At 63.6% G+C, this 13,044-nt stretch carries 10 protein-coding genes, 2 tRNA genes and 1 other RNA gene; 11 read left to right on the plus strand and 2 right to left on the minus strand.

The features are described from left to right. Nucleotides 1-2: 2 nt before the first annotated feature. The 11 genes from IPL79_14400 to IPL79_14450 all read left to right on the plus strand — a co-directional run bounded on the left by IPL79_14400 (nt 3) and on the right by IPL79_14450 (nt 9,603). The gene (locus IPL79_14400) at nt 3-488 is read left to right on the plus strand and encodes a nucleoside deaminase (GenBank protein MBK9072171.1); all 486 of its coding nucleotides are present in this window, start codon (nt 3-5) and stop codon (nt 486-488) included. 115 nt (nt 489-603) lie between these two features. Next, nucleotides 604-689: transfer RNA gene (locus IPL79_14405), tRNA-Ser, on the plus strand. 309 nt (nt 690-998) lie between these two features. Further along, nucleotides 999-1,083: transfer RNA gene (locus tag IPL79_14410), tRNA-Ser, on the plus strand. Nucleotides 1,084-1,188: 105 nt separating this feature from the next. Next, nucleotides 1,189-1,281: signal recognition particle sRNA small type (gene ffs, locus IPL79_14415), an RNA gene on the plus strand. A gap of 116 nt (nt 1,282-1,397) precedes the next feature. Further along, on the plus strand, nt 1,398-2,900 hold the full coding sequence (locus IPL79_14420) for a serine/threonine protein kinase (protein ID MBK9072172.1): 1,503 nt from the start codon (nt 1,398-1,400) through the stop codon (nt 2,898-2,900). Nucleotides 2,901-2,986: 86 nt separating this feature from the next. Beyond that, nucleotides 2,987-4,783, plus strand: coding sequence for a DNA polymerase III subunit gamma/tau (gene dnaX / locus IPL79_14425; GenBank protein MBK9072173.1), 1,797 nt, complete (start codon nt 2,987-2,989; stop codon nt 4,781-4,783). After that, entirely contained in the window at nt 4,776-5,117 is a 342-nt protein-coding gene (locus IPL79_14430; GenBank protein ID MBK9072174.1) for a YbaB/EbfC family nucleoid-associated protein, read from the plus strand. The genes dnaX and IPL79_14430 overlap by 8 nt, the downstream gene beginning before the upstream one ends. Before the next feature lie 20 nt (nt 5,118-5,137). Then, nucleotides 5,138-5,725, plus strand: a complete 588-nt coding sequence (recR, locus tag IPL79_14435) for a recombination protein RecR (protein ID MBK9072175.1) — start codon at nt 5,138-5,140, stop codon at nt 5,723-5,725. 233 nt (nt 5,726-5,958) lie between these two features. Further along, entirely contained in the window at nt 5,959-6,438 is a 480-nt protein-coding gene (locus IPL79_14440) for a roadblock/LC7 domain-containing protein (GenBank protein MBK9072176.1), read from the plus strand. An 18-nt stretch (nt 6,439-6,456) separates the two neighbouring features. Further along, nucleotides 6,457-7,044, plus strand: a complete 588-nt coding sequence (locus tag IPL79_14445) for a GTPase domain-containing protein (protein MBK9072177.1) — start codon at nt 6,457-6,459, stop codon at nt 7,042-7,044. A 3-nt stretch (nt 7,045-7,047) separates the two neighbouring features. Further along, nucleotides 7,048-9,603, plus strand: a complete 2,556-nt coding sequence (locus IPL79_14450) for a hypothetical protein (protein ID MBK9072178.1) — start codon at nt 7,048-7,050, stop codon at nt 9,601-9,603. A 195-nt stretch (nt 9,604-9,798) separates the two neighbouring features. Here IPL79_14450 and IPL79_14455 read toward each other — a convergent pair whose 3' ends face one another. Continuing rightward, complete coding sequence (locus IPL79_14455) at nt 9,799-11,475, minus strand: Rne/Rng family ribonuclease (GenBank protein ID MBK9072179.1); 1,677 nt, start codon at nt 11,473-11,475, stop codon at nt 9,799-9,801. An 84-nt stretch (nt 11,476-11,559) separates the two neighbouring features. After that, nucleotides 11,560-12,969 carry a hypothetical protein gene (locus IPL79_14460; protein ID MBK9072180.1) on the minus strand — a complete coding sequence of 470 codons (1,410 nt, stop codon included), beginning with the start codon at nt 12,967-12,969 and terminating at the stop codon, nt 11,560-11,562. Between the last annotated feature and the right edge of the window lie 75 nt (nt 12,970-13,044).

Genomic DNA, 13,044 nt, shown 5'->3' on the forward strand with positions numbered 1-13,044 from the left:
TTGTGAACAAAGCGCTGGCCACCGCCCAGGATGAGGCCTTTATGCAGCTCGCGCTCATTGAGGCGCAGGCGGCGGGCGACATCGGCGATGTGCCTGTGGGCAGCGTCGTGGTCATCGACGGCGTCGTCATTGGGCGCGGCCGCAATCGCCGCGAGGAGCGCGGCGACCCGACGGCGCATGCCGAATGCGAAGCGCTGCGCGAGGCCGCGGCGGCGCTCGGTTCGTGGCGCGTCGAAGGAACGTTATACGTTACGCAGGAGCCGTGCACGATGTGCGCCGGCGCCATCGTCAACGCCAGAGTCAAGCGCTTGGTCTATGGCTGCGACAATCCCAACGCTGGCGGCGTCACGTCATTATTTGCGATTCCAAGCGACGCGCGGCTTAACCACCGCGTCAGCGAGATTATCGGCGGCGTGCTCGCCGATACGTGCGCTCGTACGCTGAAAGAATTTTTCGCTAAACTGCGCCAGGGTCCCGCCTACAAGTAGCTTGCCCGGTTGGCATTTCGCTCGCGGTTCGCCGGTTGCGCGCTGGTTGGCTGCCGACCGTTAATTTTTGCAGTTTGGTAAGTAAGTTTGGTTTGGTTGGTTCCCGTTAGTTTCTGGAGAAGTGTCCGAGTGGTCGATGGTGCCTGATTCGAAATCAGGTGTACGAAAGTACCGAGGGTTCGAATCCCTCCTTCTCCTCCAATATTGAATCGGCACATACATGCCGACCCGAAGCATGCAGCGCTGCCGTAAATGCATGAGCGAAGTCAGCTTGCGAGAGGTCAAGGAAGCAAGGTGAGGCGATGAGGAGTTACCTCTTTTTACCCAGAGGGTAATGACGAATCGCCAAGCCACCGCTGACGCCTCGGATTCTGTAGTCTGTATGTATGAGCGAAGCTGGATTGGTTGAGGTCAAGGAAGCAAGGTGAGGCGATGAGGAGTTACCTCCCTGGTAATGACGAATCGCCGAGCCGCCGCTGACGCCGAGATCAACCAATCCAGCGAGCGAATGGAGAGGTGACCGAGTGGCCGAAGGTGTACGATTGGAAATCGTATGTATCGAAAGGTACCGAGGGTTCGAATCCCTCTCTCTCCTCGAGGGCAAAGCGACCGCAAGTCCACGAGATTTTGCGGTAAAGCCAACAGCACGTAAAAAAGTGGCGATTGGTTTTTGCCGGGTGTTTTGCAAGTGGTATATGCGACTTGGTCCTGGGTGACACGACGCCTGTGAACTCCGCCAGATCCGGAAGGAAGCAACGGTAGCGGGAAGAGTGGGTATCCAGGGCCACTACTATTTTGTCGGGTTGCTGACGATTCGCCGCAAAACGCCGCGAAGCGCAAAGAATGACTCGCCGGCGTCCGCCCATCTGACGTAAATTGGCCGCGACGTCATCGCGGCGTCGGGCAGCCATGGCGAACCAGCAACCCCCCGGTGACGCATCGCGGTTTGATGACCCGCCGCGCGCGCGCGCGTCGACATCGTCGCCACCACCCTTGCCAATCGCGACCCGACCGCCACATCCGCCGCTGCAGCGCACAAAGCGAGGCGAGGCCTTCGGGCCGTATCGCGTCTTCGAGCGGCTCGGCGCCGGCGGCATGGCGACGGTTCATCGCGCCTACCACCAACCAGACGGCGGGCCGGTGCGTGAGGTGGCGCTTAAGCGCTTGCTGCCTCATCTCGCCGATGACGAGAGCTTCGTGCGCGCCTTCGTGCGCGAGGCCAAGCTGGCGTCCCTGCTCGAGCATCCGGGCATCGTCAAGATTTACGAGTTGGGGCGAGTTGGCGGCACCTACTTCATTTCCATGCAATACGTGGTTGGGCACGATCTGCGCGGCGTGCTGCGTCAGGCGCGTCGCATCGGCCGTCAGCCGCCACTTTCGGTCGCGCTGTGCTTGGCGCAGCAAATGTTGCAGGCGCTCGACTACGCGCATCGCAGCCGCGATCTAACCGGCGAGCCGCTGGGCATTGTGCATCGCGACGTCTCACCAGCCAACCTCTTGGTCGATCAACAAGGCCACCTGACGATGATCGATTTCGGCATCGCCAAGGCGCAGACGCAGCAATTTCTTACGCACACCGGTCGGGTCAAAGGCAAGCTGGCCTATATGGCGCCCGAGACCGCGATGGGGCAGGCCATCGACGCGCGGAGCGATATTTTTTCGGCGGGCATCGTGCTGCACGAGCTGCTGACGGTGCGCCCGCTCTTTGCCTGCAAAAACGAATACGAGACCTTGCAGAAACTTCAGCGCTGCGACGTGCCGCCCCCGAGCACCCGCAATGGCGCCGTGCCACCCGAACTCGACGCCATCGTGCTCCGCGCGCTCGCCAAAAAACCGAGCGAGCGCTTTGCCACCGCGAGCGAGTTCGCGCACGCGCTCGCCGATTTTGCCGCGCGGCGACGCCTGCGCTCCACGCCGCTTGAGGTGCAGCGCTGGTGCGAGTGGTTGTTTTCGGAGATTGGCCACGCTGCAGGCACCAATGAGGCGATCGGCCTTTCGCCTGAGACCACGCAATGGCGCCGTCCGACCGCGACCTTGGCCAACGCGTACGCCGAGCTGGTGCCTCACAACGATACCGACGAAATCGACGTAATCGTCGAGGAACTCTGGGACCGCCCGCAGCCGCTTGAAGCGGTGCCGGTCGTGATCGATGACGTCCCTGATGTCTCGAGCCGCGTTGCCGCGCCCGCAGAACACGCCCCCAAGGTGGTCGCCGATCGCGACCCGCTGAAGGGCGTCGCCTCGGCGCGGGCGCGCACAACCTCGCTTTCGCGCGGCCTTTTGCAAGGTTCGGGCGTGGTCGCGAGCAGGCCTATGGGCGCCAGCAGGGCGCGCCGGATGGCCGTGATGACCGCCCTGCTCATCCTCGCGGCCGCCGCCGCGGGCGCGTGGCTTTATTTGCGACAGGGCTAGCCGGTGGAGCGGGGGCCATGGTGCAGGCGCTGGCGCCGCATGCTACATATTGGCCCGGGCTGCCGCCCTCGGCGGTTGGGAGTTTCATGTCGTATTTGGTCCTTGCGCGAAAGTATCGCCCGACAACCTTTAGCGAGGTCGTGGGGCAGGATCACGTCACCCATACCCTGATGAATGCGTTTTCCGCGGATCGCTTGCACCATGCGTTCCTGTTTTGCGGGCCACGCGGCGTCGGCAAGACGACGCTCGCGCGTATCTTGGGCAAATCTGTAAACTGTGAAAAGGGCCCGACCGCGACGCCTTGTGGAAGTTGCGCGGCGTGCGCGGGCATCGCCGGCGGCAACGCGGTGGACTACGTCGAGATGGACGGCGCGAGCAACCGCGGCATCGATGCCATTCGCGAGCTCACCGAGGCGGTGCGTTATCAGCCGGCCATGTTTCGCAAGAAGGTGTACGTCATCGACGAGGTGCACATGCTCACCACCGAGGCGTTCAACGCCCTGCTCAAGACGCTCGAGGAGCCGCCGCCGCACGTGAGCTTCGTGTTCGCGACCACCGAGCCCCACAAGATTCCAAATACGATCTTGTCGCGTTGTCAGCGCTACGATTTTAAGCTGGTGTCGGCAACGCAATTAGCCGCGCACCTGCAAGGCATTTTTGCCAAAGAGGGGCTAACGGCCGCGCCTGGCGCGACGAGCCTGATTGTGCGTGAATCCGGTGGTTCGGTGCGCGACGCACTTTCGCTGGCCGACCAAGTTATTTCCTATGTTGGGGCAAAGCCGCTCACCGAGGCCAACACCGCTGAGGTCCTAGGCGTCGCCGATCGCGCGCTCATCTCGGCGTTAATGCAAGCGATCGCCGCAAGCGATGCCGCGGCGGCGCTCGCGGCCGTCGATGCGGCATGCGCGCGTGGCATCGACGAGACGCAGGTCTTGCGCGCGTTAGTGCGCCACGTGCGCGATGCGGCGATCATCGAGGCCGCGCCTGGTGCCGGCGCCAGCCTGGAGCTTGCGGCGGAAGACCTCGCCGCGCTCAAAAAACAGGCGTCGGCGCTCGGTGCGCTGCGCCTGCAACAAATGTTCGATCGCCTGATGGCGTGCGCCGATGCCATGCCACGCGCGAGCAGCCCGCGCTATGTGCTGGAGTTTGCGCTCATTGAGCTGGCGACGGCGGAAGACCTTGTGCCGCTTAGCGATTTGCTTTCGCGGCTGCAACAAATGGAGCAGCGCTTGCTGCGCGGCGGCGCTGGTTCGCCTGGGCCGAGCGGTCCGGCGGGGCCAACCGGGTCAGGCAGTGGCGGCAAACCCGCGGCGAGCGCAACCGCGCCCGCGCCAAAGCCGGCCCAGTCGCCTGCGGCACCCACCGCTGCTCCCGCCCCGCGGCAAGCTGCGCCAACGCCAGCGGCCGTTCCGGCATCCCCGGTTGCCGTTGCCGTTGCCGTCGCCACGCCAGCCGCAAGCGGCGAAACCGACGCCAGCGCGCGCTGGGAGCGGGTGCTGGCCCACCTCGACGAAAAGCGCAAGCTGTCGTTGCTCGGCTATTACCAACATGGCCGCGTGCTGTCGTGGAACGCCGGCGAGCTGGTCGTGGGGTTTGCCGAGGAGTTTCGCACCCTAGGCGAGCTCGCCAAGGAGCGCGAGTCGATCGACGAAATGCGCGCCGTCATGACCGCCTTTACGGGTCAAGCCATCGACGTCGTGGTGCGGCTGCTGTCAGCCGCCGAATCGGCCGCGCTGCCGGCGCGCTCGATGCTGGAAACCAAGCAGGAGGCCGACACCGGCGAGCGCAAGCGTCGCACCGAAGAGGCCGCGGCGCACCCCATCACCAAACTTGTGCTAAGTAGCTTTGGCGCGACGATCAAGGAGATAAAAACCGATGTCTAAAGGCAATCCATTTGGCGGCGGGCGCATGCCTGACCTCAATCAACTCATGAAGCAGGCGCAGAAGCTGCAAGCCGACGCGGCCAAGGCGCAAGAAGAGCTGGTGAATCTCACCGCCGAGGGCGCCGCCGGCGGTGCCATGGTGACGGCCACCGTCAACGGCCATCACGAGTTGCTAAAGCTCACCATCGACAAGGCCGTGGTCGATCCGAGCGACATCGGCATGCTGCAAGACCTCATCACCGCCGCGGTGAACCAGGCCAACGCCAAGGTCGGCGAAATGGCCAAGACGCGCATGAATTCGCTGATGGGCGGCATGCAAATCCCCGGCATGTAGCCCGCGCCGCGCGAAGCACCATGGCCGATCCAATCCGCGTTCTCGTACAGCAGCTGGCGCGCCTGCCCGGCGTCGGCGAAAAGAGCGCCACGCGGTTGGCGTATCACTTGCTGCGCACGCCTGACCTTGCCAGTCGCCTCGCCTTGGCCATCGCCGATGTCACGCAAAAAATTGGCACCTGCGCCACCTGCATGACGCTCTCAGACACCGATCCTTGCGCGTTTTGCGCCGATGGCGCGCGCGACGGCAGCATGGTGTGCGTCGTCGCCACGCCGGCCGACATCGCGGCCATTGAGCGCGGCGCACATTTCCGCGGCCGCTACCATGTGCTGCATGGGCTGCTGTCGCCGCTTGACGGCATCGGTCCTGACGAGCTGCGCATCGGCGAGCTGTTGCGGCGCGTCGGCCAGGACCAAATCGCCGAGGTCATCTTGGCCACCAACCCCAGCGTCGAGGGTGAGGCCACCGCGATGTATATTGCCAAGCTGCTCGGCCCGCTGGGCATCGTGGTGTCGCGCATCGCCACCGGCATGGCCGTGGGCAGCGAGCTCGAATACACGGATCAGGCGACGATCGCCCGCGCCATCGCGCATCGCGCGCCGGTGTAATGCCCGCCGCGAACCCCATGCGCGTACACATGTGCCACGTAGGGTTACATGTGCCGCAAATCCGCGCTCTTATATAGCGTTTGCCGCGGCTCGGCGGGTGCTTAAAGGCCCCCGGCCATTGAATCTTAGAACGCGCGTTTGCTAACTTTGATCTGTTGCGGATTGTGGTGAGGGCTAGGCCCTTGCCGCACGTTTTGGGACGTAGGTACGAAGGCTAAAGGAGCCGGGCAAACATGGCCAATCAACTTGTGATGTACGAAGAAGAGCTGACGCTAATCAATACGATTTGCGCGGCGCTTCAGCGCGACTCAAACTCCAAAGCCGTCTTTGTCATCGACAAAAATGGCCAGGAAATCTCTCACGCCGGCGACGTCGAAGAGCTCGACGTCACCTCGCTGTCTTCGCTCACCGCCGGCAACGTCGCCGCGACCGGTGGCATCGCCCAGCTGCTCGCCGAAAAAGAGTTCACCGGCCAGCTCCACGAGGGCGAGCAAACCAGCATCCGCATCTCCATTATCGGCCAGCGCGTGATCTTGCTCATCGTGTTTGATCAGCGCACCTCGCCAGGCTTAGTCCGCCTGCGCGAGAAAAAGGCCTCCAAAGAAATCGAGCTCGTGCTCGAGCAACTAGTGAAAAAGAGCGCCGCCAATTCGCAACCTTCGGTCTTCGCCGAAATTACCGATGCGGACATCGACAACCTTTTTAGCGAGTAGGGGAGCAGTAAAACTACCATGAGCTTCATCAACTACTCGTCGCGCGAGATCAACTGCAAGATCGTTTACTACGGGCCCGGCCTGTGCGGCAAGACCACGAATTTGCAGTACATCTACAACAAGACCAATCCCGAGGCCAAGGGCAAGATGATCTCGCTCGCGACCGAAACCGAGCGGACCTTGTTCTTTGACTTTTTGCCGCTATCACTTGGCGAAATTCGCGGCTTCAAGACGCGTTTTCATCTCTATACCGTGCCGGGCCAGGTGTTTTACGACGCCAGCCGCAAGCTCATCCTTAAGGGTGTCGACGGCGTGGTGTTTGTCGGTGATTCACAGATCGAGCGCCAAGAGGCCAACATCGAGAGCCTCGACAACCTGCGTTTCAACCTTGAGGAGCAGGGCTATAACCTCGACAAGCTGCCCTACGTGGTGCAGTACAACAAGCGCGATCTGCCCAACGCGTCGCCGCTCGAAGAGTTGCAAGAGATGCTCAACCCCACCAAGGTGCCCGAGTTTGAGGCGTGCGCGCCCAAGGGCATCGGCGTGTTCGACACGCTCAAGGCCGTGGCCAAGCTGGTGCTGCAAGAACTCAAAAAAGGTAGCTAACATATGATGTCAGGCGGCGATCACTCCCGAGGCACTGGGCAACGTGGCGACGACGCGGCTTGGATGCACCGTCCGCGCCTGCGCGAAGACTTGCTGGCCGAGGAGATCGAAGACGGCGGCGAGCAATTTGTCGATCTGATCGATCCCGACACCGGCGAGGCGACGCGGCTGTATTTTGTCGAATATAGCCTGGCGTGTGGCATGGATGGCCAGCGCGATCTGGCGTCGCTCTCGGCGTGGGCCAAGCAAGAGCTGGGGCTTACGCCGTCTGAGGCCGAGGTGCGCGCGGTGATCGCGGCGCTTGGGCAATTCGGCTATCTCGACGAAAGCGACGTCGCGGCCTCGCCCGCCGCGCCACGCGACGCTGGCGACGAAATCTCGTTTGCCGATGTCGCGGCGCCACCGCCGGCTACACCCAAGAGCGGCCCGACCGCGTCCATGCAGATTGCCGTGCCGCTGCCCAATGCGGCGGCGCTGCGGGCCATGGAGGCGCATAACGAGTTTGACCAGGGGACCGCAACGTCGGTGGCGGCGGATGACCTCGTCGCCGCGCTCGCGACCAATCCCCACATGGAAGCGTTGGCGCCACCGCTGACGAGCTCGATGTCGGCCCCCGCCATCACGCGAACGCGTACGTCGACCGCGACGCCCGCGCCGATCTACGGATCTGGGGACGCTAGCGAAGACAAGCTACGAGATGTTCCCGAAGGCTTGGTGAGAGGCGTTGTTGCGGCGAGGCCGCAAGCACCAGACGCGGTCGAAGAATTTGAACTCGGGCACATGACGCCGCTGGCCTCGGGGTACGGGGACGCCTTTGGTGCGGGGGTTAATTTTGATCTCGGCAATGCGGGCGGCGTCGCGACGCCCGCGGCGAGCACATCGGCCGCGGCTGAGGCCGATGCCTTTGGACTTGGCGCGCCGGGCGCGGCAGCCTCTGAGACGCCGGCGGTGATGGAAGTGCCGGTCGCCACCGCGGTCTATGCGCCGCAAGTTGACAAGAGTTATGAAGATCCGTTTGCCGAGCCAACCGCCGCGCAGGCCGAAGCCTCGTCGCAGGCTGATACGTGGGTCGCCGCCGCGCCGCAACCCAGCATGCCTTCGGGCGATTCGTTCGACGGCATGCTAGATGCGGCCGCACCGCGTTCCAAGCCCGCAGCTTTTGGCGATGCGGCGCCGTCGGCGCGCAGCCTCGACCTCGACGCCGAAGACGACGCCTTTGAGACGGACACGCCTGCGGTGGAGTTTCACGACGTACTCGCCGGCATGCCGCCGCGGCGTTCGTCGCCGTCGTCGATACCTCCTGCCCGGCTCGAGTTTGGCGACGACAAGACCATCACCTCGCCCGAGGACGCGCCCGCAGGCGTGCAACCACGCCTCGCCCAGCAATCACTGCTCGACGATGACATGACCGTGAGCGCGACCGACGTGCAGCAGGCGGTGCGCAAGTCGCAGATGATGCAAATTCCCTTGCAAGAAGCCGACGACGTCCTCGACATGGAGGTTGCCGACATGACGATGATGGCGCCGCCGCCGGCCGCTCGCGCGGCTTCGGTGCTTGGTGCCGATCGCGGCAATGACGACCCGACGATGGCCTTTGTCGATGACGACGATTTTGTTGAGACGCCCGCGGCGATTGGCACGGCCGCGACCATGTACGCGCCACCAGTTGCGCTGCCATTGCCCGCCCATCCGGTACCCGCGTCGTCGCGTCAGCCCGCCGCCGCGGTTGGCGCGCCGACGCATTCCGCCGCGGTGAAAATAGCGGTCACGGTGGCCGTCCTCGCGGTGCTCGCGGTGGCAGCCTTTTTCGTCTACAAGAAACTCGTGCTCGACAAGGCCAAGCACACCGGCGACTCGGCGCCGCAGCTTGCACCCCAGCCGGCCGCGCCGCCTCCTCCACTGACCGCGCCACTCGCGGCCGCGGTGCCAACCACAACCAAGCTTATGGCCGCGCAAACCGGCAAGGTGGCCGTCAGCGCCGCGGTAGGCGCGCCCGTCAAGGCTGGCGACGCCATCGCCAAGCTCGAGGGCTACGCAAAAATTGAGAAGCAGCTCGGATCGGCCACCGAGGGCCTCATCTACGACATCGAGAAGCGCTACCCCGCCGACATTCGCGCCTTGCAAGATAAACAAAAGGCCGCCGAGGGCGCCGCTAATGGCCCGCTCGCGGCGCAGCTTGGCTCGCAAGTGCAAGCGCGCCAAGCCAAGCTCGACGATGCGGTCAAGCGCCGCGACGCAATCGCCGCGCAGCTTGCCGCGTTTGTTGTCAAGGCCCCGGCCGATGGGACGGTTTCCCAGGCGGCCAAGGTTGGCGATACAGTTGCGGCAGGCGATGCGCTAGTTGAGCTGCAGGTGACGCCTTCTCATACCCATACCCTGACGCTCCCCGGGGGCGCCACGGCGGCACGCTATCAAGTTGGAAGCAAAACGACGTTGCGCGGTGCCGACGGCGGCGCCGCCTATGAATGCGACGTAGTCGCCATCGAAGGCCAGGCGCTGCAGCTTGCATGCACCGGCCCTGAAGTTGGCGCCGGCGCCAGTGTCATCGTGCCGCGCTAAGAAACCAACCGGCAGGTGGGCGCACGTTTCTTCCGCGAGCATAAATTGCAGGGCGGTGTTCGTGGCACCGAGGGATGTGGATACCACAGGCGTCTCGCTGCGCCCCGAGGGTCGCTATCTGCGAGCAGGAAGACACGTGCGCCCACCTGCCGGTTGGTTTTGCGTCGTGGAAGCATGTGGTCGCGCGCCGCTGACTTAGCGGCGGTTGCTGCCGCCGCGGCGTGAGCCGCCGCGACCGCCACGGCTGCGAGTGCGGTTACCACCGCCGCCGCTGGTGCCGTCGGCACTCTCGCTGCTCTGACCGCCAGCGCTGCCGCCTTGGCTAGGCAGCTTTTTTTCTGACGCGATGAGCTCGCTCGACATCTTGCCGGCGATGCGATACTGGTCATAGCGCCAGCTTTTTTGCGGCACCAGCGCGATCGCCTTTTGGAATTTCTTTTCGAGAAAGTCGAGGTATTCGCGCTCGTCGCGCGTGATGATCTCGACGACGCGGGGATGGCATTCAATTTCCAGGCGCTCGCCGTCGGCCAATTCGCCGTGGCGGCGCACTTCGCGCAAGACCTCGTAGGCCATGGTTTCGGTCGACTTGACCACGCCGGCGCCCTCGCAGGTGGGGCACGGCTCGGTGAGCACGTGGTGCAGCGATTCGCGGGTGCGCTTGCGCGTCATCTCGACTAGGCCGAGCTCGCTGATGCGGGTGAGGTTGCAGCGCGAGCGGTCTTTTTGCAGCTCGCCGGAAAAGGCCTCCCAAACCTTGCTGCGATTGCCCTCTTTGGACATGTCGACAAAGTCGACGACGATGATGCCGCCGATATTGCGCAGGCGCAGCTGGCGCGCCACCTCGGCGCTGGCCTCGAGGTTGTTGCGGGTGACGGTTTCTTCGAGGTTGTCGCTGCCGACGAAGCTGCCGGTGTTGACGTCGATTGCGGTCAGCGCCTCGCCCTGGTCAATCACCAGCGAGCCGCCGGATTTCAGCGGCACGCGGCGCGACAGCGCGGTGCGCAGCTCGGGCTCGATTTGATATTGGTCAAAGATGGCGCGGCTGCCCTCGTGGCGGCGAATCTTGTCGACAAAGCGCGGCAGAAACGCCTCGGTGAAGCGGCGCACGCGCTGATATTGCTCGGCGTCGTCGATGACGATGGCCTCGGTGTCTTCGGTGAGCAGATCGCGCACGGTTCGCAGCGGCAGATCGAGCTCTTCGTGGATGAGCCCCAGGCCATGTTGGTTTTGCCGGCGCTGCACGATGTCGCCCCATAGCCGCGCCAGGTAGTCGACGTCGTCGATGATTTCTTGGTCCTTGGCGCGCTCGGCGGCGGTGCGCACGATAAAGCCCGAGTCGCGCGGTCGCGCCTGGTCGACCAGGGCGCGCAGGCGCTGGCGTTCGCTATCTGAGCCAATGCGGCGCGACACGCCGACCTGATCGACGCCCGGCATGAACACGCCGTAGCGCCCCGGCAGCGAGACAAAGTTGGTGACGCGCGCGCCCTTTTGCGCGACCGGGTCTTTGACGACCTGGCAGATCACTTCGTTGCCGGGCTTCAGCAGCTCCTCAATGCGGCGGTTGGCGCGGGCCTCGCGCTTGCGCCGGGAATCGTCGCCGACGTCGGCGTCTTCGAATAGCTTGCGCTCCTCGCCCGAGCCGAGCACGTCGGCGACAAAGAGAAACGCCGAGCGTTCGACCTTGGGCCCGAGCTCGACGAACGCCGCTTGCATGCCAGGCAGCACCCGCTGGACGCGGCCGCGGTAGATGTTGCCCACCATGCCGCGATCGCGTTTTCGCTCGACAAAAAATTCACGTAAGACGCCGTCCTCGATCACGCCGACCCGGGTCTCGGGGCCTTCGGAGTTGACGGCAAGAAGTTGCCTAGAAATGGGGCTCATAAAGCAGCGCCAGTATTACCCCGGACCGCGGCCCAAGGGGGAGGGGGCGGCGTAGTAAATCAGGCGGCGATTGCGCTAGCGGGTGGCGGCTTGGGCGGTCTGCGCCGCGCTGTCAGGCTTGTCAACCGGCTCCGGATCTAGGTTCCACGTGCGTGCCGGCCCGAGTGTTGAGTTGAAGTTGTAAGCAAACCATTGGCCTTTATAAAACTGGATAGTCCGGTTGCTTGGATTGCCAATCTCGTCAACCTTGTCGAGATGAGCTTCGACGATGACGGCAAACTCGCGGGCCTCGGCGGGGCTTAGTCGCATCTGCGTAATCATGGAATCAAAGGTAATACCCGGCCGTAGCTTTGCCGATATGGCAGCTTTTGCGGCCTTATAGGCCTTGCCGGAGACGGGATGCGGTGCGCTTTCAACAACTGGAGCGCCGGCCGTAAACTTGGCTGGCAGTAGCGGTAACTTGCCGGCCTCTATCTCAGCGTCGTAGGGAGAGCGAAATGAATAGCGCGTAGTGATAATGGCCGACTCTTTCGTGTCGGTGCCGGTCTGAACATCGATCGCCAAATCGTCGTTGAGCCCGCTTACGTCGGCGCTGGCGCGAAAGCTGCCGGTTTCAGCGTGCGCGTCCATCCATTTACCCGTCTCTCCCGTCGTCATGTTGACGACGCGAAATTTGGATCCGGGAGGGATGGCGTTGACGCCGCCGCGGAGAACGACGCGCGCCTGTTTGCTGATCGAGCCCTTGCCGCCGCGTTTGCCTTGTTGACCCTGGCCTTGGTCGCCACCGCCAAGCGTTGGATAGTGCGCCGGTGTGACGCCAACGACGTTTGCATTTAGGTAGGGCGCAAAGTCGCCGGCTAGGTCGCCGCCTTCAGCAGAAAAGACGGGGAAGGCGCCCGAGGTGTCGAGCTTGTAGCTGCGCGGCTTGCCCTTGGCCTTGACGATGCGCGTGTATTTCGTGCCAACGTGGCCGACGTCATCGGAGGTAAAGACCATCGCCATAGGCTTGTTCGCGGGTTGCGCGATATCAAATTGTTTTTGGCCGCCCTTGCCGACGCGGTCTAGCGGCGTCGATTCGGTCATCTTTTTGCCAGTCATAGCGGTTCGAACGCTTCCTGGCGTGAGCGGCTTCATTTTCCCGGTCGCATCAAATTCGCGCTGTGACAGGTCGATGCCTTTCGTCGGCGTGTCGTGCAGCGCGACGCCTTCGCCGTAGTACTCGTCGACCTCAACCATCACCGGGTCGACGCGAGGGGGGTTGTTTTGGATAGTCGCCGATTCGGCGCGATAGGTCGTGAGCTTATTACCCTTGGTCACCCGCATGCGCGCCGGCTTAAGCGGCGTGCCGGTCGCCGGGTTAAGGCGATTACCCGTCTTGGCCGGCTTGCCTTTACCCTGTTGCGCTGGGCTACCGGCAAAGGCCGACGAAATTGTGCTGACCGAGAGGAGGGAGGCAAAGATAATACGGGAAAGTTTTGATTGCATGGCGGGCTACACAGCAACATTCATGCCGGGCGTTTAGCCCGCCAAAAGCGGCTCCAGACGCCTGGGAGTAAGGCA

It is taken from the genome of Myxococcales bacterium, from assembly GCA_016716835.1.
In the GTDB taxonomy this organism is placed as follows: domain Bacteria; phylum Myxococcota_A; class Polyangia; order Haliangiales; family Haliangiaceae; genus JADJUW01.